We start from the raw sequence: 21262 nt of genomic DNA, 5'->3' as shown, positions 1-21262 counted from the left end.
GATCAAATCTGCTGCTGCTCGTCGCCGCCGCCACCGCCGGCGCCGCCGCCGCCGCTGCCTGAGCCGCCTCCGCCGCCGGTTCCGCCGCTGCCGCCGCTGGAATAGGCCGGGTCAGGCGTGCCGCTGACGCGGCCGATCGCCAGCCATTCGAACCCGTCGAGATTGCCGGCCGAGCCGTTGGCCCGGTTGGCGAAGAAGGCGATCCGATCGATGAAGTGGCCTGCCACCTGCATGTAGTAGTCGGTGTTGATGTTGCGGCTGACGTTGCGCGGGTTGGCCAGGGCGACCAGGCAGCCGCCTCCGAAAGCGACGGGCAGAGAGGCGTGGGTTTCGCCTTCGGGGATGTTCGCCGTCGTCAGGCCCCACTGGATCATCAGGCCCGTGCCGGGGATGACGGCATAGCCCGGCGAACCCATGTTTCGGGCGAACGACCAGAGCGCGGCGGGCGTGATGAACTGATCCGTCGCCGCCCCGGCGGCGGTCGCGGTGGGCGACGCGGCATCATTAAGGTGGACTAGCGCTTGGCCGGGGGCGGCCACGGCACCATCTACACGCGCCACCATGCGTGAGCCGTTCCAACCTAGCGAGATCGCGTGGGCATAACCGTCGGGATTGAAGACATCGACCTTGCTTGCGGGGTTGAAGTTGACCGTCGTCCAGACCGTGCGCCATGGACCCCAGGCGCCGTTATTGTCGCTTCTCCGAAACTTGAACTGCTCGGACGTGTCAGTGTCTGTGATCGCTGTTTGGACGCCCCAACCCGATCCGGCGCGACGGGAGGTGAAGTAATGCCAGCCCTGCGTTCCTTGGCCGATGTTCGCGTCGCCTGAGGACACGCCGATAGGCGCGTCATCGGGGTTGCTGTTGTGCGCCCGCGTCATTGGCACACGCGAGTTCGGGTCAAAGGTCGCTGAGGTCCAGACGACGCCGCCATTCACGATCAGTGGGGCGCCAGGCATGTTGTAGTTGGCGCTGTCGAAGTAGACGTAGTGCGATAGGTCGCCGAGGTAGACGACGCCTGTGCCGTTGCCTCTGAAAGCCCGGATGTCGGCGAAGGTGACGCTGTCGCCGAGGGTGGCCTTGGTCTGGGGGCCGAAGTTCGAAGTATCCCAAACGCCGTGCGCGCTGCCCGAATGCGCGACCCAAAGGCGATTATCGTCGGCGATCCAAATGCCTCCGAGGCCAACATTCGGGTCGCTGGCCGCGACGCGGTTGGTCGGGAAATAATCCGGCTTGTTCCCCAGCTTACCCCATATGAAATCGGCGGAGGTGAGCTTAGCAGCCAGGGCGTTGCTGAGCCCGGTGACCTTCTCCATCGCCAGGGCGGGAATGCGCGCCACATCGAAGACGCCGCTGTTCGTGTCCGAAGCGTCGTGTTTGTGCCCGACCGCCGACTTGCCGCTCAGCGCCTGGGCCAAACCGTCGATGTCAGCCATGACATGGCCGTGGAGGGCGGCGGCCTTGCCCGTCAGGGCGTCAATCAGCCCGGTGATCCGGTTTTGCGGCAGCGCGGGAATGCGCGCCTCGCTGAAGGTTCCCGACGTCACGTCGCCAGCCGCGTGTTGGTGGAGAGTGTTGGCCTTGCCCGCGAGGGCTTGAGCAACCTGGTCGAAGGTCGCCTGGATCGCCGCCATCATGGCCAACGTGGCCGCCTTCAGCCCTTTGGGCGTGACCGCTTTGGAGTGGTCAGCGCCCAACACGACCTCGTCCACCGGCGCCAACTTAAGGACGCCCTGGACTGTCTCGGATGCCTGGGGGTTCAACCACCCGCCGCCGGTGAACGTGATGGCGTTGGCCTGGGGCGACGACAGCTTGATGGCGGCTTCCAGCACGGCCATGGCCGGGGCGGCCTTCTCCAGCAGGGGCGCGGCCTGGCTATAGACGCCGAAAAGAACGCCCGTGTTCAGATAGAGGCCGATCGTGCGGACGGTGTAGGTGTCTTCGGTCTGGTCGCCAGCCGAGATATAGAACTGATCGTCGGCGACCACCTGGCCAGCGACGCCGGCGATACGCTTGACCTCTCCAGGGATGGCCGCCGTCGCCGCCGTCGCCGCGATCTGGGTCGGACTGATGCCCAGGCTGGCGATCACGACGTTGGACACGCCCGAGTTCTGGGCGTTGACCAGGGCGTTCAGGCCGGCCGTGGTGATGATGATCGGAAGGGCTGACATCAGGCGGCTTGCTCGAATTCCATGCGGCGGATCACGACGGGACGAAGCGCGCCCTGGACGGCGACGCCGCCCGAGAGCGACAGGCCCTGGGTGAAGGTGAAGTGGGCGCGCGCCGGCTTGGCGCGGTCGATCTCGGCGACGACCTCTTCCACGAAGCGCGCCGTGACCGGCTCGCCCGACTGACCGTTCAGGGTCAGGACAATGGAGAAGGTGAAGGGCGGCCCCATGGGGGTGAGCTGCCACCACTCGCGGATGGCCAGCGAGCCGCCAAAAGCCTCGACTACGTCGCGGACGGACTGAACGGACCCCTTGCGGCGCGCGGTCGGGATCGCGTTCCTGACGACCGAGCGGCGCACCATCTCTGGCCAGTCGGCGTTCCAGGTGCGCAGGCCGAAGCTGTAGCCAAGCCAGGGCAGCGAGGCGACCGGGATCACGTCGGCGTTCAGCGTGTCCTTGATGGGGACTTGCAGGGCGTCCAGACGAGTCGCCAAGGCCTTCTCAAGGGCGCGTTCAAACCGGGTCGCGTTGGGCGGCAGCAAGGTCTCAGTCATCGAGACCGCCATGGGTCAGGACGACGCCGGTGCAGAAGGCGGCCTCGGTCTCGTCGCACACGATGTTGGCGGCCGGCTGAACCAGGTCCACCCGCATGACGCCCGGAACCGTCAAGGCGGCGTAGAGGGCGGACAGGTTGATGTCGCGGCCCAGGCGATGCGCCTCGGCGACATAGGCCTTCACCGCCTTGTCGGCCGCCGCCATCACCACCAGCGGATCGGGGCCGGAATAGGTGCGGATGGTCGCCTCGATCGCGAAGGGCTTGATGGTCGCGGACTGGACCTGGACGAAGTCGGTCAAGGGTCGGACGGTGTCGGCGCTGACGACGCCTTCGACCGTGGCCAGCAGCGCGGGCGCGGCCGTGCCGTCGCCTGTGCGCGCCAGCACCGTGACCACCACCACGCCCGGCGTCGGGCTGACGGCGCTGGCGTCCAGCACCTGGCCCGAGGCCGACAGCGCATGGAACTCATAGGCCCCGGCCGGACCAGCGACCGAATAGCCTTCCGGCGCCAGGATGAAGCGCTGACGGAAGGCGTCGTCGCTCTCATAGGTCGGGGCCACGCCCTCGGCCGGGTTGCCCGGATCGATGACCAGGCGCTGGATACCGACGATCAGGCCGAGGCCGTCCAGGTCCGCGCCGGTGGCCAGGGCGGGCATGACGGCGCGGACGCCGGCATTGATCTCGTTGACCTTCAACATCAGGCGGAAGGCGAAGGCGCGGCCGGCGCGAACGATCATCTCGCTCTTCAGCGCCAGCGCCGGAGCGGCGTCGGGGGCGACGGCGAGGATGTCGGCGACGATCTCGTCCCACATGGCTTCGAAGTCGAGCGGAGCCAGGGCGTCGGGCAGAGGCAGGTGCGACAGGTCGATGGTGCTGCGACCAGCCATCAGATCACCCCTTCCAGCATGACGACGCGGCCCTTGATCTCGACCAGCAGATCAAGGGACAGGCGGCCGGCGGCTGCCGACGCGACCAGGACGCGCTTCAGCACGACGCGGGGTTCCCAGCGGTAGATCGCCTCGGCGGTCGCGGCGACCAGGTCGGCGATGACGGCCGGCCCGATCGGGGCGTCCAGCAGCGCCGGAACCCGCGAGCCGAAGTCGCGGTCCATGACGCACGACCCGATCAGGGTGGTCAGGATGGTGCGCAACGACAGGCGCAGGTGATCGTCGCCCGAAACCGTGGCGCCCGTGACCGGATCGACGCCTTTGAAATCTTCCAACAGGCGCAGGGTCATGCCGCCGTCACCTTGCTCGACCCGGCCGCGATCTTGCCGCTGACCACGGCGTCGCCGACGCGGGCGACAGCCGCGCCGCCCGATCCGCCCAGGGCGACGGGGCCGTCCAGGACGATGGGCGATCCGGTCAGGGTTATCGGCTTGCCGGCAGCGGTCAGAGTGATCCCGCCGTCGCGGATATGAATCGAGAGCGGCCCGACATCGAACGTCAGGGCGCCGCCAGCCGGGATCGAGATGGCGCGGGTCTTGGTCTCTTCGTCGTAAAGGTCGGTCGCGCCATCGGGCCAGCTCGCCAGCACCGTCAGCAGCTCTTCCGACGCCGGTTCGGCGAAGTCGGCGAACGGCAGGCCACGCAGGGCGATGCCGGCGCCCAGCTCGCCGCCCGGCGAGAAGACCAGCACCTGTTCGCCGACGATAGGCGCGGACCAGGACTTCACCCGGCCGGCCGAGAGCTGGAACAGCGGAAGGTCATCGGAGACCCAGCCGTCTTCAAACTCAACGCGCACCGTCGAAGGCGTGGACGCCAGGTCGAACGACGCGACCTGACCAAAGCGGATCAGGCTGGCGAGGCGGTTGGCATTGTCGGCCTGGGCGAAGCCGTCAGTCATGACTGGCCTCACCGCCGACGATCGGGCCGAGGTAGTCGGCCTCATGCGCTGCGCCGATCTTGGGCGCCACGCCGATGTAGAGTTCGCGAAGGAAGCCGGGCGGCGGCTCTGCGTTCGCCTCGCCGTCCAGGGCGACGGGTTGATTGATCTCGATCGACCACAGGGCGCGGCCGGCCGAGAGGGTTTCGCCGCTGAACAGGTTTTGGGCGCCAGCCGGTTGCGCCGGCCGGGCGAAGGCCAGACCCCAGCGCGCGCCGATGGCCAGGCGCAGGATGCGTTCGACCGCCGCCAGCGCCGCCGTGTCGCGCGTCAGCTTGCCCACGCCATCCTTCGTGACGACGTAGATGCCCAGAACGGCGGTCGCGTCGAGGTCTTCGCCGGTCAGACCGGCAGCAGCCGGGTCGCGAAGGCCCAGCACGGCGACGCGGATAGCCGGGGCGAACGTCAGGAAGGTCTTCAGATCGGCAGCGCTGAACCGGCCCAGGTGCCCCTCGACGCCGAACGTCGGCAGCGCCGCCTTAATCGCGTCCACGACAGCGTCGCGCAGTTGGATGAGCTGGCTCATGCCGTCAGCCCCTCGATCCAGTCGCTCATAGCGTCCTCGATCTCGACGACGTTGGCGTCCGACAGGCCCAGGTGTTGGCGGGCCGGGATGGCGGCCGGCCCCGGCGCCATGTCGTCGGTCCCACCGAAGTTGAGGATGGCGGCCTGGACCATGTTGGAGCCGACGCGCAGCGCGTCGCCGTTCAAGTCCCAGGCATAGCTGTCGCGATAGGCGCCGGTGGCGACCAGAAGGGTCTGACCCTTCTTGCGGGTCGCGGCGTAGGTCTCGGACCAGGCCGCCCAGGCTTCGCCATCCGGCGACGGGCCGCCCTCGGTGATCCGATCCTTGGTCTGGTTCTCGATCAGGCCGCCGATGTTGGCCAGGCCCTGCGCCAGCCGGCGCGGCTGACCCAGCCCGTTGAGCATGGCGAGGATCGGCTGAAGACCGTCCAGCTCGGTCGTGACGTGGACCGCCATTAGAACCCCCTCAGGCGGTCGCGTGTGAACAGCTTGCCGCCTGTCGAGGCGACGATGGGTTGAGGCCGCTCGCCCTGTTGGACGCTCGGCAGGCCGAGGTTCATCTGACCTTCGGAGATGGCGCGCAGATCGGCGCGGGCCTGTTTCTCGCGATGCTTCAGATCGTCGGTGAGCTGGGCCGCATCGGCCGAGGCCAGACGCGCCATCGCCAGATCACAGGCGATGGCGGTCAGGATCATCGGCACGGCCGGCAGCGGCAGGCTGAACCGCACGGACAAGGCGGCATCGATCAGCCCGTCCGCATAGGTCAGCGCGCGCGTCACCGCCTCCGATCCATCCTCGTCGCCGGGACGGATCGAAAGACGATCGACGTTGTCGGGGCCGAAGGCCTCGACCATGTCCGCGCGCGCCGCATACATCAGCCCGCGCTCTCGGTCTGGGCGGCCTTGTCGGCCTTGGCCTGATCAGCCGCAGCCCTGGCGGCCCGCTTGGCCTCGGCCTCGGCGGCCTTCTCGGCCGCCGCCTGGGCCTTCTCGGCCGCTTCGACGCGATCCAGCAGCTCGGCGACGATGGCGTCGAACCTTGCCACGCCTTCCGGGTCTTCAGCGGTCACGCCGATCAGGTCGCGCGGCACGTCGGCGAAGACGTCCGTCACCGGATCGACCAGGCGGAAGTTGATCGCCACGTCGTCCACCAGGCGCAGGATGCGCGTGGCGTCGAGCGAGCCTTGCTCGACCAGGACGGCTTCGCGGTTGGACGCGAAGTCGATGCCGGCGCGGGTGTAGGGCGCCCGCGACGACATCAGGCCGATCATCAGCCGGGTTTTGAGGTTGGCGGTGTCCCTCATGGTCAGCCCACCCACGGGGCTTCGACGATCTCAACATCCTTGTAGAGGGTGTTGGTGTCGCCGCCGCCGACCAGCATGGTGTCGAACAGCTTCTTGGCGCGGGCGCGATTGCCCGGTCCAACGACGATCACCGTCGGGCGGACGTTCAGGACGCCGCCTTCCTCGTTGCGCTGCGAGGTCATGGCTTCGAAGGCCGCCTCATAGTTCTGGGCGGTCAGCTCGGCCTTCGAGCCGAAGGCCAGTTGCCAGAAGCCGAAGCCGGCATTGCAGCGGGTGTCCACGCCGTAGCGGAACTCCTTGGCGGTGAAGACGGCCTCGTCGGTCAGGGCCGTCATGGCCACGAACTCGGGCTTCTTGCGCTGCTGGAAGATCAGCGGCTTCAGCGGACGACGAGTGTCCAGCAGATACCAGCCCTCGCCAGCGCCCGCCTGCATGTTGGAGACCTTCGTGTCGCCGACCGGATGTTCGTCGTCGAAGAAGTTCTGGCCGTCGTAACAAGGCGTCGTGAAGCCGTTCTTCAGCAAGCCGAAGACCAGCACGTCCGGTTGTTCGGCCGCGACCTGGGCCATGCTGGCCATCATCGGGCCGTAGATGCCGAACTCGTCGTCATCGATCGCGTTGCGCGGAACGCCGACCGTGCTTTCGTAGTCCTTGTTCGTGATCTGGTAGCTGCTCTCCGACAGCGACTTTACCTGGCGATCGCCGATCCACTCGCGCATGCCGGGCCACGCGCCCAGCCAGCCATAGGTGTTGGAAGACCGGCTCGACGGCACAAGGGTGGCGACCTTGTCCCAGACCGGCTTGATGCCGGCCAGACCGGTATTGAAGTCGTTCCTGAAGCCCGTGTTCAGTGCCGCGATTGCGGCGGCGGTTACGATCATGTCGTCAGCTCCTTATCGACCGGCGCCGACGCGGACCCAAACGCCCGCGTCTTCGAGGTCATCGACGATCCCGGCTCGCGCGCGGGTGTTGTTGGGGGAGGTCTTGGCCACCGTCTCGTCATCGACGACGAAGCAAGGCTTGCCGATGTCCGCACGGGTCACGGCGTCAGTGGACAGGTTGTCGAACAGGAAGCATCCCGCCCGTGTTCTGACCCGCGCGTCGCCGTTGGCGGGACCGCCTGTCACGGCTTCCTCGGCGATGCCCACGACCTGAAGGGTCGCAGCGTCGGCGGCCTTGGCGGCGTTGTCGGCACCGGCCCCGGTGCGGCCGGGTGCGGCCCAGCCGGCAGCGAGAACGACCAGCGCCCCCGCATGGATGACGGCGTTGGCGGCGACGGGGTGACCGTGCTGCTTGCCGCCGCGTTCCTGGACCTTTCGGCCTTGGGTGAGCGCCATGGTCAGTTGGCCTTCTTCTGGTTGGACTTGAAGGTCGCCTCGTCCTGACCCAGCGCGCGACAGACCGCCCGCTCTTCATCGGTCAGGTCCGAGCCGGTGTTGGCGCTCTCGGCCTTATTCGAGGCGCGGCTTTCGGCGGCCCCGGCGATGACCGGCATGGTCTTCACCAGGTTGTTGAACCGATCCAGCCCGCCTTCGGCGGTGCACATGGCGCGGTAGTCATCCACCGAGGCGGGGATGATCTTGCCTGCGTCCTGGGCGGCCGCCAGGGCGGCGTCGATGGCCTTGGCGTGGTCTTCATCCGTCTTGGCCTTCAGGGCGGCCTCGGCGGTGTTGGCGCGGTTCACGGCGGCGTCGAGATCGGCGCGGGGCGCATAGCTCGACAGGTCCACCGATCGGTTGGCGGCTTTCGCCTCCGTCACGGCGGTGACGATCTGGTCGTCCGTCGCGTTGGCGGCCAGTCCGAGGACGGTCGCCAGTCGTTGTGCGATGCTCAAGGGGTTCTCCTGCTCGCGGTTGGGCTGATCCGTGCCGTGGTCGTCGGACTGACGATTGAGGGCCGTGAGCAGCAGATTGGGGGTGTTGGTCAGGGCTGCGCTGACAAGGCGGCGGATCACGCCGGTGACCTTGTCGTAGGCGAAGACCGGGCTGATGAAGCGATACTCGCGGGCCTCAACCATGGTTCGGCCGCGCAGGGTCCAGTCTACCCGGCCCCAGATTGCGCCGCCGTCGCGGACGGCTGTCTCTTCGATCCAGCCAGCGGCCGGGGCATCGAGACCTTGGGGGGCGCGGTTTTCGGTGGCGTGCTCCCAATCCAGCGGCAGCGGATGGGTATCGGCGGCGGTGGCAGTCACCACCCCTTGCGGGTCCGGATTGATCCAGGCGCGGCCATCACGGCCCTGCACGTCGAAGCCGGCCGGGATCAGCTCGATCCACTCGGGCGCGGTCCCCGCTTCATTGAGGGCGATCGACTGGATCGGCGTTGAGATCGTCGCGCCGGTCTGTTTGTTTGCTGTTGCCGAAGGCGTGTTCATGACGCCATGATCGGGGCGCGGACGGCGTCACCACACCCCGAAGGTTTTCGGGGTCACGTCGATTTCAGCAGGATCGCGGCGGGGTTGTTGTCGCTGCTTCGCTTCCCATGTGTCGGTTTCGACAAATCACTGGGAGGAAACCATGCCTATCACCGCCATCGACGGCCGCCGTGTGATCGAACACGGCAGCTTTGTCATCCCCCATGGATCGACGGAAGCCCGTCTCGATCTCGCGCCGCTGTTTCTGCGCATTCGGATCGACCCAAACCGGGAGGCTGGCGACACGGTCGCGGAAGGGACACCTGATGGGCCGGTGCTCTATATCGGCAAACTGACGCTAACCCAGCTCGCCGCCTGGTCCGGCCGGCTTGAAGCCGAGGGGCATGCGTTCATCATCAGCATTTCCGTTCGGGCTATCGTGACCGACGAAGTGGCGATCCACACCGTCGATTACACTGTGACCGCGCCCTAACCCTCCGCTTCCACCGTCTAAGGACGTTTAAGGCCTCTAATGACGCCCTCGGAGCCGGTTCAGGCGCGCTTGGACCGGCCCCATCCGTTTCGGCGCTCCTGACGCGTTTTCTGTGATGGGGTGACTTCGCCGGCCGAAACCCCCATATTCAACCCAGATCGGGCGAGCCATTCCGTTTCCGGGCGCTTGCGCCGCGAGGATGTAACGACCCTCCGTCCGATCTGCCTTCCCTACTTTTTCAACCCCAACCGCCGCACCTTGCGCGCGCCGATCGGGAAGAGCGACGCGAGGATCAGCTCGCCCTTCGCCGAGGTCTTGACCACGGCCTGATACCAGCCGCCGTCCATCTCCATCGCATAGACCGCGTTCGCGCCGGTGCGCTCGACCAGTTGGCCATCGTCGAGGATCGCCTGGAGCCGGCCGAGGTCCGCCGCCTTCAGCCCGCGCTCGCCGTCGCCGTGCTTCTCCAGCTTGGTCTTCAGCGTGTCGCTGGACACCATCACCAGCAGGGCCTCGGTCCCGAGTTCGTTCTGAAGCCGCGCCGGGGCGATGGCGGCCGGGGCGAAGGTGCGGGCCGGCAGATGTGTGAAGGCCTCGGGTGTCGAGCCTTTCCAGAAGTCCGTCATCAGGGCGCGCGCGGCCGGTTCGCCTGAGGCGATCAGCCGGTCGGCCATGTTGGTCATCAGGGTCTTGGCCCGGTTCAGGCCGGGGTTGGTCTGCCAGCCTGGGTCGATGCCCTGGGGAACCGTGACGCGCTCGGTCGATCCATCGTCCAGGGTCCGACTGAAGGTGCGATTAGGCACGTCGAACGGCGGCGTCACGCCGCGCCTGGTCGCCTCGGCCTTGGTGATCTGGCGCAGCCAGCATTTGCAACCCCAGCCGTTGGGCGGGAACCAGGCCGTCCAGAAGGGATCGTCCACCGGGCGGACCACGCCTTCCTTGGAGACGTGTTCGGGCCGGTGCCGTTCGCTGGGGCCGAGCTGGTAGAGATAGAAGGGCAGCACGGCCTTGGTCCGCTGGCCTCGCTCCCACTGACCGGCCGCCCGCGCGCTGCGCAGATTGGCGTCGTAGATGATCCGCAGCCGGCGCGGCGTCCCCAGCTCGCGCGGTTTGACCTCGCCGGTCGCCGGGTCGGCCATCTCGACGGCTTCGCCCCACCAGCCCTTGGCCTGAAGCGACGGCTTCAGATCGCGCGCCCACTGATCATAGGGGACGCCCTTGTCGATCGCGGTCTGAAGGCTTTCGCGGATCGCGCCCAGCACGTCGGCCGACGTGGCCTTGGCGACGGTGAAGGCATAGGCGTGTTCCTCGCCCCAGACCTCGGACCAGCGGAAGGCCGGCCGGTCTCCCTTCTGACGGAAGTAGGCGCTGACCTCAGACGGCGGTTCAGCGCTGAAGGAAAAACCCGCCACGCTGATCAGTCCTCGGGATCGTCATGCACATCGCCATGGGCGCGGGCCTTGAAGAAGGCGGCGCCCAGGGTGCGGGCCAGGACCGAGGCGTCCATGCCGGCGACGGCGTCGGAGATGCCGGCTTCGAACTCGGCATAGCTGTTCGCCGTCTTCGCCAGCCGTTCGAACGGCTCGATCATCGGATCCAAGTCTTCGGTCCAGCCGGCCATGGCTTCGGCCGCCAGCTCTTCCATCCGGTCGGCCGGCTTGCCGTCGTCGTCCTGGGCGCGATTCGCCGCGCGGGCCTGGCGGCGGTTCTGGGCCTTGTCGTCCGACGCCGCCGCCTCGACGGGGGGCGTGGTGGTCGGCTTGACCTGGGGGCCAAGAACTTCGTCGTCGCCTTCAGGCGTCTCCAGGCCGAACTTCTCGCGGAGCTGGCTGGACTTCACCTTCAGGCCGCGATCGATCATCGGCGCCAGCGCTTCCGACAGCGCCTTCAGGTCTTCGGTCTCGGGTGTTTCCAGGCGCAGGCCGGGGATGGCCGCGTCTGGGCCGTAGTTGAACAGGACGAAGGGTTCGATCACGTCGCGGCGGATCGTGCGAGCGAGCTGCTTTGCGTCGGTCTCGCAAATGTCGCCCCGGACCCCGTCCAGAACCTTGGCTTGGGCATATCCGCCGCCCGACTGCATCGACGACGTGCCATCCTGACCGACGACGGCCTTGGACACCTGCTTGTCCAGGAACTCTGCGAACTTCTGATAGAGGTCGGCGCCCGAGCCGGTGCCGCCCTCGGCCTTCACGAACTCGATCTCCATGGCCTTGGGGATCACGGCGGCGCAGTCGGTGCCGATCATGGAGACGGCGTTGAACAGGATGTCCACGTCCTTGGGCGTGGCGCTGGCGTCGTATTTGCCCAGGCGAAGCGGCTGGCCATAGCTCTCGGCGAAGGTGGCCCAATCCTTCACGCCGTAGAACTTGAACAGGAAGGCCCAGGCCGCCAGGCGCGCCAGGCCGCCGCGCACAGGCAGGCCCATCTTCAGGTTGGGACGGTGGACCGCGAACTTGAAGGGGCGAAGCTCGACGCCGTTGGCCATGTCGGCCGTGTCCAGCATCCGCAGGGAATGGCCGGTCTCGCGATCCCACTGGAACCAGCGCGGATCGCGCCACGCGTATTGGTTCGGAACCCAGCGCTTGCCGGTGGACCAGCCGATTTCGACGACGGCATAGCCTTTGCCCAGGGCATCGAGCGCGCCAGCGCATAGGTCTTCGAAGGCCTCGTCTTCAATGATCTCGGTCCTGACGGCCTCGGCGATCTCGATGTCGCGCGGGTCGTCGGAGGCCGCCTTGACGTTGCGGTCCAGGCCCATGACCGCCAGCTTCCGCTTGCCCAGCTCGGACGCATAGTGCCAGTCGCGTTCCTCCATCTCCTCGGCGAGGGTCAGATAGTCGTGGGCGTCGCCATCGGCCGCGCGCTGAAGCATCGACGCCAGGCGGCCCGGCGTCAGGCCGGCCGCGACGGTCGAGTTGTTCCAGGCCTGGCGGACGCCGGTCGTCGTCGGCCGGGCCACGACCTCGGCGATCTCGGCCTTGGTCGCGGCCGATGCGACGTTGAGCGGCCGGCCATAGAGGTCGATCAGGCCAGACTTGGAAAGGCCGGGTTGGACGAGGTCGGTCATCAGTGAATCCTTCGGCCGCCGTAACGCGAGCGGCTGACATGGTCGGACTGGCGGTCGCCTGGGCGCGGCCCGGATCGGCTGGCGCCGCGATAGTCGTAGGGCTGGTAGGGCGTGTCGGCGGCGCGGCAGGCCAGCGCCGTGGCCCAGAACTCGTCGGCGTGGACATCGCCGTCATCGACGATCCGAACCGCCCCGCCGACGCCGCCTTCCTTCTTGATCGCCCGATAGTCGGTGCGAAGATCGACCAGGGACGGGATGCGGATGGCGCAGTTTTCGACGCGATCCTTGAAGGCGGTCGCGAGGTCCAGGCGGTTGGGGCCGGTCAGCAACTGACCGACGATGCGGGTCTCGCCGTATTTGAGCTGAAGATCTTCGACGACCTTTTCACCCATGCCGGTCTGGTCGATCCAGGCCGAGGCGATGCGGCGCGTCTTCCAGATCGCGTCGAAGGCGTCGTCTTGGGCGCGGAAGGTGGCGGCCCGCGCGACCCAGCGATCACGCATCCACAGCACGTCGCCCACCAGCTCGAAGGCATGGATGACGGACAGGTCGCGGCGGCGCGCCACGTCGCGGCCCAGATAGACCAGGCCGCCCGTGTAGAGTTCCGGCTTGCCGGCGTCGGCGTGTTCGCAGGTCGAGAGCTTGACCGGGTCCAGCCACGACCCAGAGCCAGCGGCCGGGATACAGTCCAGTTCCTCGGCCGCGTCGTCGCCATAGGTGTCGCGGATGTCGGCGATCCACTCTTCCTTCGACCCGATCTGGCGGCCCTTGATCTCGGCCGACAGGCGAACGCGCTCATATAGACCGTCCGCAATCGCATCGTCGAACGTGATCGTCTGGACCTCGCCCTTGCGCTTCTTGGCGCGGATGTCGTCCAGCAGCAGGTTGAACGGGTTCGCCGATCCGTCGTGGGTCGAGACCACCACCACCTGACCGCCCCACATCAACAGGGCGACGGCGGCCTTCAGGACTTCAGCCAGGTCTTTGTGGAAGGCGGCCTCGTCGATGATGACCAGGCCCTGTTTACCGCGCAGGGCGCGCGGCACGGACGGCAGCGCCACAATCTTGAAGCCCGAGGCGAACTTCAGGCGGAAGGCCTGGACCTTCTCGCCGTCGCCTTCCAGGATTTCCTCGTCGGCCTCTTCGGCTGCGATGCCGAACGCCCTGGCCCACATGACGCACACGTCGATGAACTCGCGCGCCATCTCCTGGTCATAGCCCATATACCAGGCGTTCATTCCGCCGGCCGAACCCTGGGCGGCGGCCTTCAGCACGGCGTAGGCGGCCAGCGCCCAGGTCAGACCGATGCGCCGGCTCTTCTCGATGGCGACCAGCGACACGCCGGTCATCAGCAGTTCGAGCGTCGATGCCTGATAGCCCAAGAGCAGGTCGCCCTTCGGCAGACGCGCGAACGCGGCCTCGGCCGCCTCGCGTTCCCAGACCTTTTGATCGGCGTCGGGTTTGGCCTGGGGACGAAGGACCATCAGGCGATGCCGAGGACGGCGTGTTTGATCGCATCCATCGTCTCCTTGGTCAGGCCCTTGGCCTTGCCGACCGTTTCGACCGCCTTCGCGGCTTCCTTGGCGACTTCGACGCGCACCTTCAGCAGACGATCCGTGTCGGTCTTCTGGGCCGTGGCCAGCGATTGCAGCGACCGGGCCAAGAACATGGTGTCTTCCGGTGTGAAGGTGACGGCGCCCGGCTCGCCGTCCTCGCCCTCGGTCGTGGCGGTGATCGCCTGCATGACCAGGCCGTGCATCAGTTCGATGTTGAGGCGCGCAACGCGGTTGTCCGGTTCCTCGCCGAACCGCGAGACCAGGGCGGCGGCGACCTCGCGCGAATGGCGCAGCCGTTCGCCGACCTCGGCCAGGCCCTTGATGTGACGGCCCAGCGCCGAACGCGACACGTCGGCGTCCAGTTCGTCCAGCTTGGCCTTGATCTGGTCGATGGTCGCGCCGTTCTCGCGCAGGCGGCCGATCAGTTCCCGGATTTCGGGCGGCAGCTTGTCGATCGAGGACGGGCTACGCCGGGCTGCGCGGGCCATGGGTCAGGCGCCGGGCGTCGGCTGGGTCACGCCGTCCACGGTGATGAAACCCTTGGACACCTTGGCGCCGCGTTCGGTGATCGTCGCGACCATGACGGTGTCGCGGAACAGGTCGATGGTGACGCAGCCGGTCGTCTCCAGGAACTTCATCTGCTCGCGGACATAGGCGCGGTCCACGCCGACGCGGTGGCCCAGGCTGGTCAGCCCGGATTCGATCACCCGTTCGTTCCCCATGCCGTGGTCCTGCATCAGCAGTTCCAGGATCAACAGACGGCGGTCGGCGGTGACATCGTCCTGGTAGCTCATTTTGCGCCTCGCATCAGAAGTTGCTCGATGCGGATCACGCCCGCATCCGTGTTCTTGACCAGCTGCTCCAAGCCGTTGACCTCGGCGGTCAGGCGGGCCACGTCGGCCTTGGTGGCGACGTTCTCGAACCGGGCCTTGAACCCGGTGATGTCGTTCTCGACCAGCGTCAGCCGGGCCAGAATGGCCTTGGCGTCGTCGCTCTCGCGCCACTGGGCCGCCCGGCGATAGGTCGCCAGCAGCAGGACGACGTTGATCGCCGACAGGCCGGCGGACAACAGGATCATGACGTGGGTGAAGCTCACGGCCTGCCCCCCGCGCAGCCGTCCAGGGCGGCCTGCAGCACCGCCTCGCGGGCCTGGCGCTGATCGCGTCCAGCGATCCGCAGCTTCATCGCCTCGAAGATGTCGGCGGCCGTGCGCAGGGCCTCGTCGGAATCAACATAATCGGGCGCAGGTCCGACCGACACGCGGCACGGCGTGGCGATGGGAACCAGGACGTCCACCGTCCTGACGACAGGTTCGGGCGCCGGGCGGGTGGCGCAGGCGGTCAGCATCAGACAGGCCAGGACGACGGTGACGCGGATCATGAAAGGGCCTCTTGATGCAGCCTGAAGGCGGCGTCGCACCGGCTTTCGCCGTCGCGGGGTTGAGCCTGAAGCACTGCCCGCGCCCGGCGATCGGCGGCGATGGCCTGGGCCTGCGCGGCCTGGACCAGCCGTTCGGCGCGCGCGGCGTCCTCGGCTGCGGTCTTCTGCAAATCCCTGACCGCTTCGCTCTGGCGGTTTACGGCGGCCTCGGCGCCCGACAGGCTGGCGGCGCAGCGACCCAGACGCGCGGCGTAACCCGTCGTCGGATCGGCGATCTGGGCGTGATAGGCGTCGGCGGCGGCCTGGGCCTGCCGACGATCATGCTCGGCGACGCCACCCGTCCAGCCCAGCCAGATCGCCAGCGGGATAAAGATCAGGCAGCCGACAACGGCCGCCAAAGTGAGGCGCGACGGAAAGATGGCGCTCAGTCGGTCCAGGTTCACGAGAGCGTCTTTCGCTGGCGCGCGAACCGGGACCAGATTACGACCCCGCACCCGATCAGCGACAGCAGCACGATCAGCGCCTGAACCAGCGGCGACAGTCCGGCCGCAGGGGCCAGCTGATCACGGGCCTTGCCCAGGGTTTCGACGACTTCGGCGCTGGAAACCGCAACCAGGGGCGCGGCGGCGAGGATGCCCTGGATTTCCCCCGCCTTCAGCAGCGGACGGGCCTTGGCGTCGGCGACGCCCGCCAGACGCAGGCCCTCGTCGATCACCCCGGCCGGATAGGCGAAGCCGGCGTTTTCATGGGCGATGATGGCGACGACCAGGGGCCGCATCACCGCGACGGTGTCCACGTCCAGCCTTTGGTCGGCGTTGATGGTGCGACCCAGGCTGCGACCGACATCGCGACACACGGCGTCGATATAGGCGGCGGTGTTGTTCTCGCGCGGCGGCGCCCAACGGTTGATGATGCCGCGAACGGTCGCGAGTTTGTGCTGCTTGAAATAGGTCAACAGCGTCCGGGCCAGGGCGCGAACGCCCATCTCGGCCGAGATGAAGACGACGAAGCGCGGGTCGGTCTGATCCTTGGCCGCGCCGATCCAGTTGGTGCCGGCGACGCGGTCGATATTGCCCGGATTGTTGTTGCGAACCCCGCGCGTCGGGCGGCGGGTCTGTTGGCCCTGTGTCATGAAAAGGTGAAGCCCTGCTGACGCGCCGCCCTGCGCGGACGCAAGGGAACAGAGCCGGATCAGCGGGCTTCAACACACCCCGAAAGGTTTCGGGGTCACGGCTGAAATCAGCGGTCGAACAGGTCCAGGGTGTCGTCGTCGCGGATGGCCAGGCCGGCTTCGCGATCACGCTGCTGGCGAACTTCCACAGTCCGAAGGTGGATGCCAAGCGTTTTTGCGATCGCCGCATTGGTGGCGCCTTCGGATCGCATCCGCCGAATGGCCGCCGCTCGACGCTTGGGCGACGAGGTCGGCCCCATCGGAACCAGCAATTTGCCGACGCGCAGCGCGTCCGCCATCTGCCGGGCCGAGGCCAGGCCCAGCGCGACGGCCAGGTGATGGCCCTCGTCGATCGCTTCGGGCGTCGGAATATAGATCTCGCGGCCGCCGTAGGATCGGGCCAGGCGCAGGGCCACACCGGCGCCGCAGCATTCCGCCACCCGTTGCAGCAGTTCGGGCCAGTCGGCCCAGGTCGGCTCGGCGGCGCTCATGCCTCGGCCTCGCGGCACGCGGCGCTCAGGGCCAGTTCGGCGTTCAGGGCGGCGGCGACGGCCGCCTTCAGATCGGCCTCGCGCTGACGCTTGACGCCATGCGGGGCGAACAGCGCGCGGCGTTGGGCGGCGGCCTGTCGGGCATGGGCGTCGGCGACGGCGGCCTGAGCCCTCCGCACCGCTTCCCATTCGAACAGGCCGCCCGCCATCACTCGGCGCGCCTCGCCGCCAGGGCAGCTTCCAGCCGGGCCTTCAGCACGGCGACGTGCTGATCGCGCGGAACCAGGTATAGGTCTTGTCCCCAGCCGGCACGTTCGGCCATGGCCTTCAGCGCCTCGATCAGACGATAGGCCTGGCCCTCGTCGGCCCAGACCAGCTTGTCCACGCCCAGCTGACGCCGGCCGAAGGCTTCCAGGGCGCTTTCGCGCGGATCGCGCACGGCGCCCAGCTGGTGCAGCGAAATCCACATGGCCCGCGCCTTCTTGGCCATGCGCGATTGCGCCGGCTGGACCTTGCTGCGCGGTCCCTTCCGACCGCCCTGAACGATGCGGGGCTTCCACCCCTTGGCCTTCATCTCGTCCAGGACGCGGGCCAGTTGCGCCTCGCTGCAATGGGCGGCGGACGACTGCCCCGTGATCCGGGCCAGCATGGCGCGATAGGTGTCGTCGTCCAGCCCGAGTTCTTTGGCGGCGATCTTCACCTTGGCGATGGCGGCGCGCGGGCTCATGCCGCCTTCGCCTTCATGACGTAGCGAACTTCGATCTTCTCTTCCAGGACGGCTTTGCGAACGGGATCGATCCGAACCGTTGCGCGCCACACGGCGCCGTCGTCTGCCGTGAAGTCGGCGACATAGCTCCAAGTCCTCGATCCGACGCGGATCAGCACGTCCTTCGGCTGTGTCCAGCCGTTTGCGCCGCAAAGGCGGAAGAGCTTGGAGAACGGTTCGTCCCAGGGCAGGCGTTTTGTCTGGACGCGCGGGGTCGCCTTCCGGCGTTTACGGGTGGTCATTTGGCGGCTCCAAGGGCGCGGATAAGAAGGGCGTCAGGGCCGAGGCTTGAAACCTCGCGGTGGCTTTCCGGCCCGCGTTGCTCAACCAGACCGCGCTTGATCAGGATCGCAGCGGCGACGCGGGCATAGGGTTCGTCGGGCGCCACATCCCAGCATGACAGGTCGGCTGCGCAGGCTTCGCCCCAGCGCGCCAGCAAGTCCTCGCGATAGCGAATGAGGCCCGTCAGCCGCGCCAGCCAAACATCGACATCGACGGCGAGGTCCGCCACGGTCATGGCGCCAACGCGGACCAGTTCGCGGGCGCCCGCTGTGCTGACCGATACGATCCAGCCGGTGCCCCAGGCGGGCTGTTCGATGGTCAGCAATCCACGGACAGCAAGGCCCCTGACCGTCGCCCAGATGGGATCGAGCCTGTTCAAAATCGCCAGCCTGTTGCGCTGACCGAACCGATGGTCGCCGATGACATGGGCCATCAGATCGATCTCGTCGGCCGACAGGCTATGGACCGGAATCAAGGCGTTCATGCCGACCGCTCCCCGGTCAGCAGGGCCAGACGCGACCGGCAGTTCGCCAGGTGGTGTTCGGCCGTCACGATCTCCGCATTCAGCCAGGCCCGCTCGTCGTCTGACGCCAGGGCCAGCAGGCCGTTCACGGCTTGCGCTTCGTCCGCATCAGCTCTGATGCGCTGACCGACCTTGTCGATGGCATGGATCACGGTCGTATGGTCTCGACCGCCGAAAATCCGACCCAGGCGCGGCAGGCTCACATCGGGGCGCAGTTGGCGCGACACATACATGGCGCGCTGGCGTGGGCGGGCGATGGCGCGGCTCTGATCGCGCGCCAGCAGTTCGTCCACCGTCAGGCCTTCCAGGCGCGCGGCGGTTTCGATGACCGTGCGGATCAGGACGCGCCTCATGCCGTCCTCGGCTGTTCGATCGCTGCGCCCGCCTCGAAACAGGGGCAACGGTCGCACTGGCCGGGCCGCCACAGATCGGCGGCCAGCGCCGCCTTCGTCAGCCAGGGCGGCGTGTCTGCCAGCTTGGCGACCGCGTCGGGATGATAGTGCGCCCAGACGCACAACATGGCGGGCGCCGGGGTCGGCGACAGGCGGCGCATATCGACGCCGGTCTGATACGCGTCGGCGGCGACCAGGAAGCGGCAGGGGCGGGTCATGACCGCACCGCCCACATCACGCGCCCCAACTGCGCCTCGATCTCGCGGCCCCAGTTCTGCCGCAGCCGATCCAGGCCGGTGCGCGTCGGCGCTTCGATCCGGGCGCCGGGGAAGCTGATGGTGATCGTGAGCGGCGCGACATAGGACGCCCAGGCCGCCGCGCCGATCTGCGGATACAGCGGGGCCAGCGGATGCTCAGGGTTCGGTCCAGCCGCGCGCTGGGCCGAGGCCGGAACCTCCGTCGTCATCCATTCCTCGAACCGCTCCTGCGCCAGCCAGGTCCGGGCGTGGGGCGTGAACTGGGCGTCGAACCCCTTGGACTTCACATGGGCCGCGAAGGCGCCGGCCGCACGGACCAGCGCCTCCGGTTCTGCCCCGTCCGTCACCAGCTGGACGAAGGCTTTCAACGCCGGCTTCTTCGGATTGTCGCGGCGGGGCGGATAGGCCGCCCAGAAGCGGTCGAACGCCGCCTGGACGGCCGCAGGCACGGCGGGGGCGCGGCTCATGCCGCCATCCCCGCCGCCGTCAGGTCTTGGCGTGGGGCGGCGACCATGGCGGCCAGGGCGTCGCCGACCACGCGAGCTTCCCCGGCCGAGAGGACGCCGCGTCCGAGGACGACGCGGTCATGCGCCTCTCGCACAGTCTCGGCTTCGAAGTCGGCCAGGACTTCCCGGCGCGTGTGCATCAGCGCGTTGGCCCGGATCAGCAGGACGGTTTCGGGGGGCAGCATCAGGCCAGGCCCTCCGCAACCGCCGCCTCGCGGTCCAGCCGCTCGATCTCGGCCACGGCCAAGGCCGCCGCACGGACTAGATCACGGCGCTGATCGCCGGGCTGCCAGCTGTGACCGGGCCACGGCCAATAGAGCGAGGCGTGGGTCTGGCCGGCCGCGTCCAGGGCGTAGGCCCCAGCCGCGCGCGCCAGTTCGCGATCGATATAGGCGTCGTCCAGAACCAGCGAGTGGCCAAGTGCGACTTGGCGCTGACGCTCGGCCGCGATCTCGGCCAGCACCTTCCACAAGATGCCATCGTGCGGTTCAGCGACGACGGGATGCTCCAGCGGCGAGGTCATGCCGCCACCCCGTCGATGATCGAGGCCGAGGCCACATCGATTGTGACCGCCGACCAAGCCGCGCGCGCGTGGGGCCGCCGATAAAAGCGGACGTATTCCTTTGTCCCTTCAACCCGGATGCTCTCCTTGATCGCCTTCATGGCGCGCTTCCAGCGATCGTCGGCGATCTCAAGCCGCAACAGACCGAACAATTCGGCCCGGTTCACCAGGCCTTCCTTGTCCGTGTTGAAGGCGCGCTGAACGATGGCCTGAAGCTCGGGGCGGCTGTCCGTGGACCACTCGACCAGGCATTCATCGACAAGCTTCTTCGCCGACTGAAGTTCGGGACCGAAGGTGATCTGGTCCGCGATCGCCAGCTGCACCTTCTGGGTGCCGTCGAAGGTGGTCAGGGTGACGTTGCCCTTCGCCCCGCCCAGCTTCACGCCGTGTTCCTGGTCCAGCAGGGCCAACACAGCCGACACGGCTTCCAGCGTATAGGCCTTCAGCTTGGCGATTTGGCCGTGGGTGTCGTGGGCCAGATACATGACCCGGCGAACCGTCTCGTCCACCAACAGATCGGTCGGCTTGACGGTCTCGATCGGGACCAGGGCGCCCTTGGGGTCGGGGATGAAGGTCTTGCCGTTGACCTCCTGGGCGTTTGGCGGCGCGTAGGTCTCTGAGGTTGGGTCGGCCATTACAGGCTCCTTTCGTGGTCTTGAGGGGTGTGGCAGCGGCCGCCGTCAAAAACGGTCAGGCCGCCGTAGCGACGGCCCGCGCGGTTCTCGCCGAGGCGTCTGGGATCGGGCTTCAGCCCATCGCGGGCGAAGGCGACGCGGTCGCGCAGCGAACCCATGATCTGGTCGAACCAGTCGCGCGTCAGGCTTTGGTCCTCGGTCGCGCGGACCAGCAGATCGAGGCGGTCGCGCAGCCGTCCGTCGCGGTCCAGATCGGCGGCGACGATGGCTTGGCGGATGCGGCCGACGCGCAAGGCGAACTCGGCCTCGTCCAGGCTGCCGTGGCGGCCCCGGCGAACCAGGGCGCCGATCTCGGCCAGCAGGGCGTCCAAGGGGTGAAGGGCGTGAACGATCAT

The 21262-nt window shown here is 67.8% G+C and carries 34 protein-coding genes; 1 reads left to right on the top strand and 33 read right to left on the bottom strand.

Annotated elements, in window-relative coordinates; translation table 11 throughout:
- Positions 1-2: 2 nt before the first annotated feature.
- The 12 genes from P0Y50_08975 to P0Y50_08920 form a co-directional block, all read right to left on the bottom strand.
- Positions 3-2090 (bottom strand): hypothetical protein, encoded by a 2088-nt coding sequence (locus P0Y50_08975; GenBank protein ID WEK38685.1) that lies wholly within the window; start codon positions 2088-2090, stop codon positions 3-5.
- An 80-nt stretch (positions 2091-2170) separates the two neighbouring features.
- The gene (locus P0Y50_08970; protein WEK38684.1) at positions 2171-2722 is read right to left on the bottom strand and encodes a phage tail protein I; all 552 of its coding nucleotides are present in this window, start codon (positions 2720-2722) and stop codon (positions 2171-2173) included.
- On the bottom strand, positions 2715-3611 hold the full coding sequence (locus P0Y50_08965; GenBank protein WEK38683.1) for a baseplate J/gp47 family protein: 897 nt from the start codon (positions 3609-3611) through the stop codon (positions 2715-2717). The genes P0Y50_08970 and P0Y50_08965 overlap by 8 nt, the downstream gene beginning before the upstream one ends.
- A complete protein-coding gene (locus tag P0Y50_08960) occupies positions 3611-3961 on the bottom strand; it encodes a GPW/gp25 family protein (protein ID WEK38682.1) in 351 nt (116 codons plus the stop codon). Before P0Y50_08960 ends, P0Y50_08965 begins: the two co-directional genes overlap by 1 nt.
- Positions 3958-4569 (bottom strand): phage baseplate assembly protein V, encoded by a 612-nt coding sequence (locus P0Y50_08955; GenBank protein ID WEK38681.1) that lies wholly within the window; start codon positions 4567-4569, stop codon positions 3958-3960. The genes P0Y50_08960 and P0Y50_08955 overlap by 4 nt, the downstream gene beginning before the upstream one ends.
- A complete protein-coding gene (locus tag P0Y50_08950; GenBank protein WEK38680.1) occupies positions 4562-5134 on the bottom strand; it encodes a hypothetical protein in 573 nt (190 codons plus the stop codon). The genes P0Y50_08955 and P0Y50_08950 overlap by 8 nt, the downstream gene beginning before the upstream one ends.
- The gene (locus P0Y50_08945) at positions 5131-5589 is read right to left on the bottom strand and encodes a phage virion morphogenesis protein (GenBank protein WEK38679.1); all 459 of its coding nucleotides are present in this window, start codon (positions 5587-5589) and stop codon (positions 5131-5133) included. The genes P0Y50_08950 and P0Y50_08945 overlap by 4 nt, the downstream gene beginning before the upstream one ends.
- Complete coding sequence (locus P0Y50_08940; protein ID WEK38678.1) at positions 5589-6008, bottom strand: DUF1320 family protein; 420 nt, start codon at positions 6006-6008, stop codon at positions 5589-5591. Before P0Y50_08940 ends, P0Y50_08945 begins: the two co-directional genes overlap by 1 nt.
- Positions 6008-6436 carry a hypothetical protein gene (locus P0Y50_08935; protein ID WEK38677.1) on the bottom strand — a complete coding sequence of 143 codons (429 nt, stop codon included), beginning with the start codon at positions 6434-6436 and terminating at the stop codon, positions 6008-6010. Before P0Y50_08935 ends, P0Y50_08940 begins: the two co-directional genes overlap by 1 nt.
- Positions 6437-6438: 2 nt before the next feature.
- Positions 6439-7317 carry a Mu-like prophage major head subunit gpT family protein gene (locus tag P0Y50_08930; protein ID WEK38676.1) on the bottom strand — a complete coding sequence of 293 codons (879 nt, stop codon included), beginning with the start codon at positions 7315-7317 and terminating at the stop codon, positions 6439-6441.
- A gap of 12 nt (positions 7318-7329) precedes the next feature.
- Positions 7330-7773, bottom strand: coding sequence for a hypothetical protein (locus P0Y50_08925; GenBank protein ID WEK38675.1), 444 nt, complete (start codon positions 7771-7773; stop codon positions 7330-7332).
- 2 nt (positions 7774-7775) lie between these two features.
- Complete coding sequence (locus tag P0Y50_08920) at positions 7776-8807, bottom strand: phage protease (protein WEK38674.1); 1032 nt, start codon at positions 8805-8807, stop codon at positions 7776-7778.
- A gap of 142 nt (positions 8808-8949) precedes the next feature.
- On the opposite strand from P0Y50_08920, the gene P0Y50_08915 reads away from it, so the two are divergent.
- Positions 8950-9279, top strand: coding sequence for a hypothetical protein (locus P0Y50_08915; GenBank protein ID WEK38673.1), 330 nt, complete (start codon positions 8950-8952; stop codon positions 9277-9279).
- Positions 9280-9509: 230 nt separating this feature from the next.
- Here the strand turns inward: P0Y50_08915 and P0Y50_08910 are convergent, their stop codons facing one another.
- From P0Y50_08910 to P0Y50_08810, 21 genes are all read right to left on the bottom strand, one after another.
- Positions 9510-10691, bottom strand: a complete 1182-nt coding sequence (locus tag P0Y50_08910; protein ID WEK38672.1) for a phage minor head protein — start codon at positions 10689-10691, stop codon at positions 9510-9512.
- A 5-nt stretch (positions 10692-10696) separates the two neighbouring features.
- Positions 10697-12346: a DUF935 domain-containing protein gene (locus P0Y50_08905; protein WEK38671.1), complete on the bottom strand. Its 1650-nt coding sequence runs from the start codon at positions 12344-12346 to the stop codon at positions 10697-10699.
- A complete protein-coding gene (locus tag P0Y50_08900; protein WEK38670.1) occupies positions 12346-13830 on the bottom strand; it encodes a terminase family protein in 1485 nt (494 codons plus the stop codon). The genes P0Y50_08905 and P0Y50_08900 overlap by 1 nt, the downstream gene beginning before the upstream one ends.
- Entirely contained in the window at positions 13830-14390 is a 561-nt protein-coding gene (locus P0Y50_08895) for a DUF3486 family protein (GenBank protein WEK38669.1), read from the bottom strand. The genes P0Y50_08900 and P0Y50_08895 overlap by 1 nt, the downstream gene beginning before the upstream one ends.
- Positions 14391-14393: 3 nt before the next feature.
- Positions 14394-14696 carry a hypothetical protein gene (locus P0Y50_08890; protein WEK38668.1) on the bottom strand — a complete coding sequence of 101 codons (303 nt, stop codon included), beginning with the start codon at positions 14694-14696 and terminating at the stop codon, positions 14394-14396.
- Positions 14693-14998: a hypothetical protein gene (locus P0Y50_08885; GenBank protein WEK38667.1), complete on the bottom strand. Its 306-nt coding sequence runs from the start codon at positions 14996-14998 to the stop codon at positions 14693-14695. Before P0Y50_08885 ends, P0Y50_08890 begins: the two co-directional genes overlap by 4 nt.
- Positions 14995-15282 (bottom strand): hypothetical protein, encoded by a 288-nt coding sequence (locus tag P0Y50_08880; protein WEK38666.1) that lies wholly within the window; start codon positions 15280-15282, stop codon positions 14995-14997. Before P0Y50_08880 ends, P0Y50_08885 begins: the two co-directional genes overlap by 4 nt.
- Positions 15279-15725: a hypothetical protein gene (locus P0Y50_08875; protein ID WEK38665.1), complete on the bottom strand. Its 447-nt coding sequence runs from the start codon at positions 15723-15725 to the stop codon at positions 15279-15281. The genes P0Y50_08880 and P0Y50_08875 overlap by 4 nt, the downstream gene beginning before the upstream one ends.
- Complete coding sequence (locus tag P0Y50_08870; GenBank protein ID WEK38664.1) at positions 15722-16414, bottom strand: hypothetical protein; 693 nt, start codon at positions 16412-16414, stop codon at positions 15722-15724. The genes P0Y50_08875 and P0Y50_08870 overlap by 4 nt, the downstream gene beginning before the upstream one ends.
- A gap of 107 nt (positions 16415-16521) precedes the next feature.
- On the bottom strand, positions 16522-16944 hold the full coding sequence (locus tag P0Y50_08865) for a helix-turn-helix domain-containing protein (GenBank protein ID WEK38663.1): 423 nt from the start codon (positions 16942-16944) through the stop codon (positions 16522-16524).
- Positions 16941-17153: a hypothetical protein gene (locus P0Y50_08860; GenBank protein ID WEK38662.1), complete on the bottom strand. Its 213-nt coding sequence runs from the start codon at positions 17151-17153 to the stop codon at positions 16941-16943. Before P0Y50_08860 ends, P0Y50_08865 begins: the two co-directional genes overlap by 4 nt.
- Positions 17153-17671, bottom strand: a complete 519-nt coding sequence (locus tag P0Y50_08855; GenBank protein ID WEK38661.1) for a regulatory protein GemA — start codon at positions 17669-17671, stop codon at positions 17153-17155. The genes P0Y50_08860 and P0Y50_08855 overlap by 1 nt, the downstream gene beginning before the upstream one ends.
- On the bottom strand, positions 17668-17952 hold the full coding sequence (locus tag P0Y50_08850) for a hypothetical protein (GenBank protein WEK38660.1): 285 nt from the start codon (positions 17950-17952) through the stop codon (positions 17668-17670). Before P0Y50_08850 ends, P0Y50_08855 begins: the two co-directional genes overlap by 4 nt.
- A complete protein-coding gene (locus P0Y50_08845; GenBank protein WEK38659.1) occupies positions 17949-18476 on the bottom strand; it encodes a hypothetical protein in 528 nt (175 codons plus the stop codon). Before P0Y50_08845 ends, P0Y50_08850 begins: the two co-directional genes overlap by 4 nt.
- Positions 18473-18868 (bottom strand): helix-turn-helix domain-containing protein, encoded by a 396-nt coding sequence (locus P0Y50_08840; protein ID WEK38658.1) that lies wholly within the window; start codon positions 18866-18868, stop codon positions 18473-18475. The genes P0Y50_08845 and P0Y50_08840 overlap by 4 nt, the downstream gene beginning before the upstream one ends.
- Positions 18865-19125 carry a hypothetical protein gene (locus tag P0Y50_08835; GenBank protein ID WEK38657.1) on the bottom strand — a complete coding sequence of 87 codons (261 nt, stop codon included), beginning with the start codon at positions 19123-19125 and terminating at the stop codon, positions 18865-18867. The genes P0Y50_08840 and P0Y50_08835 overlap by 4 nt, the downstream gene beginning before the upstream one ends.
- On the bottom strand, positions 19122-19631 hold the full coding sequence (locus P0Y50_08830) for a hypothetical protein (protein ID WEK38656.1): 510 nt from the start codon (positions 19629-19631) through the stop codon (positions 19122-19124). Before P0Y50_08830 ends, P0Y50_08835 begins: the two co-directional genes overlap by 4 nt.
- Complete coding sequence (locus tag P0Y50_08825; protein WEK38655.1) at positions 19628-19855, bottom strand: hypothetical protein; 228 nt, start codon at positions 19853-19855, stop codon at positions 19628-19630. The genes P0Y50_08830 and P0Y50_08825 overlap by 4 nt, the downstream gene beginning before the upstream one ends.
- Positions 19855-20193, bottom strand: a complete 339-nt coding sequence (locus P0Y50_08820) for a hypothetical protein (protein WEK38654.1) — start codon at positions 20191-20193, stop codon at positions 19855-19857. The genes P0Y50_08825 and P0Y50_08820 overlap by 1 nt, the downstream gene beginning before the upstream one ends.
- Positions 20190-20867 (bottom strand): DUF3164 family protein, encoded by a 678-nt coding sequence (locus P0Y50_08815; GenBank protein ID WEK38653.1) that lies wholly within the window; start codon positions 20865-20867, stop codon positions 20190-20192. Before P0Y50_08815 ends, P0Y50_08820 begins: the two co-directional genes overlap by 4 nt.
- Positions 20867-21262: a hypothetical protein gene (locus P0Y50_08810; GenBank protein WEK38652.1), complete on the bottom strand. Its 396-nt coding sequence runs from the start codon at positions 21260-21262 to the stop codon at positions 20867-20869. Before P0Y50_08810 ends, P0Y50_08815 begins: the two co-directional genes overlap by 1 nt.

The organism is Candidatus Brevundimonas colombiensis (genome assembly GCA_029202665.1).
Taxonomy (GTDB): domain Bacteria; phylum Pseudomonadota; class Alphaproteobacteria; order Caulobacterales; family Caulobacteraceae; genus Brevundimonas; species Brevundimonas colombiensis.
The sequence above is the reverse complement of the archived record's forward strand: the minus strand, read 5'-3'. Positions and strand labels throughout refer to the sequence as shown.

Coding starts and splice junctions, on each gene's coding strand:
- P0Y50_08970 (WEK38684.1), bottom strand. CDS start 2,722: ATGACTGAGACCTTGCTGCCGCCCAACGCGACCCGGTTTGAACGCGCC.
- P0Y50_08965 (WEK38683.1), bottom strand. CDS start 3,611: ATGGCTGGTCGCAGCACCATCGACCTGTCGCACCTGCCTCTGCCCGAC.
- P0Y50_08960 (WEK38682.1), bottom strand. CDS start 3,961: ATGACCCTGCGCCTGTTGGAAGATTTCAAAGGCGTCGATCCGGTCACG.
- P0Y50_08955 (WEK38681.1), bottom strand. CDS start 4,569: ATGACTGACGGCTTCGCCCAGGCCGACAATGCCAACCGCCTCGCCAGC.
- P0Y50_08950 (WEK38680.1), bottom strand. CDS start 5,134: ATGAGCCAGCTCATCCAACTGCGCGACGCTGTCGTGGACGCGATTAAG.
- P0Y50_08945 (WEK38679.1), bottom strand. CDS start 5,589: ATGGCGGTCCACGTCACGACCGAGCTGGACGGTCTTCAGCCGATCCTC.
- P0Y50_08940 (WEK38678.1), bottom strand. CDS start 6,008: ATGTATGCGGCGCGCGCGGACATGGTCGAGGCCTTCGGCCCCGACAAC.
- P0Y50_08935 (WEK38677.1), bottom strand. CDS start 6,436: ATGAGGGACACCGCCAACCTCAAAACCCGGCTGATGATCGGCCTGATG.
- P0Y50_08930 (WEK38676.1), bottom strand. CDS start 7,317: ATGATCGTAACCGCCGCCGCAATCGCGGCACTGAACACGGGCTTCAGG.
- P0Y50_08925 (WEK38675.1), bottom strand. CDS start 7,773: ATGGCGCTCACCCAAGGCCGAAAGGTCCAGGAACGCGGCGGCAAGCAG.
- P0Y50_08920 (WEK38674.1), bottom strand. CDS start 8,807: ATGAACACGCCTTCGGCAACAGCAAACAAACAGACCGGCGCGACGATC.
- P0Y50_08915 (WEK38673.1), top strand. CDS start 8,950: ATGCCTATCACCGCCATCGACGGCCGCCGTGTGATCGAACACGGCAGC.
- P0Y50_08905 (WEK38671.1), bottom strand. CDS start 12,346: ATGACCGACCTCGTCCAACCCGGCCTTTCCAAGTCTGGCCTGATCGAC.
- P0Y50_08900 (WEK38670.1), bottom strand. CDS start 13,830: ATGGTCCTTCGTCCCCAGGCCAAACCCGACGCCGATCAAAAGGTCTGG.
- P0Y50_08895 (WEK38669.1), bottom strand. CDS start 14,390: ATGGCCCGCGCAGCCCGGCGTAGCCCGTCCTCGATCGACAAGCTGCCG.
- P0Y50_08890 (WEK38668.1), bottom strand. CDS start 14,696: ATGAGCTACCAGGACGATGTCACCGCCGACCGCCGTCTGTTGATCCTG.
- P0Y50_08880 (WEK38666.1), bottom strand. CDS start 15,282: ATGATCCGCGTCACCGTCGTCCTGGCCTGTCTGATGCTGACCGCCTGC.
- P0Y50_08870 (WEK38664.1), bottom strand. CDS start 16,414: ATGACACAGGGCCAACAGACCCGCCGCCCGACGCGCGGGGTTCGCAAC.
- P0Y50_08865 (WEK38663.1), bottom strand. CDS start 16,944: ATGAGCGCCGCCGAGCCGACCTGGGCCGACTGGCCCGAACTGCTGCAA.
- P0Y50_08860 (WEK38662.1), bottom strand. CDS start 17,153: ATGGCGGGCGGCCTGTTCGAATGGGAAGCGGTGCGGAGGGCTCAGGCC.
- P0Y50_08855 (WEK38661.1), bottom strand. CDS start 17,671: ATGAGCCCGCGCGCCGCCATCGCCAAGGTGAAGATCGCCGCCAAAGAA.
- P0Y50_08850 (WEK38660.1), bottom strand. CDS start 17,952: ATGACCACCCGTAAACGCCGGAAGGCGACCCCGCGCGTCCAGACAAAA.
- P0Y50_08845 (WEK38659.1), bottom strand. CDS start 18,476: ATGAACGCCTTGATTCCGGTCCATAGCCTGTCGGCCGACGAGATCGAT.
- P0Y50_08840 (WEK38658.1), bottom strand. CDS start 18,868: ATGAGGCGCGTCCTGATCCGCACGGTCATCGAAACCGCCGCGCGCCTG.
- P0Y50_08835 (WEK38657.1), bottom strand. CDS start 19,125: ATGACCCGCCCCTGCCGCTTCCTGGTCGCCGCCGACGCGTATCAGACC.
- P0Y50_08830 (WEK38656.1), bottom strand. CDS start 19,631: ATGAGCCGCGCCCCCGCCGTGCCTGCGGCCGTCCAGGCGGCGTTCGAC.
- P0Y50_08825 (WEK38655.1), bottom strand. CDS start 19,855: ATGCTGCCCCCCGAAACCGTCCTGCTGATCCGGGCCAACGCGCTGATG.
- P0Y50_08820 (WEK38654.1), bottom strand. CDS start 20,193: ATGACCTCGCCGCTGGAGCATCCCGTCGTCGCTGAACCGCACGATGGC.
- P0Y50_08815 (WEK38653.1), bottom strand. CDS start 20,867: ATGGCCGACCCAACCTCAGAGACCTACGCGCCGCCAAACGCCCAGGAG.
- P0Y50_08810 (WEK38652.1), bottom strand. CDS start 21,262: ATGATCGTTCACGCCCTTCACCCCTTGGACGCCCTGCTGGCCGAGATC.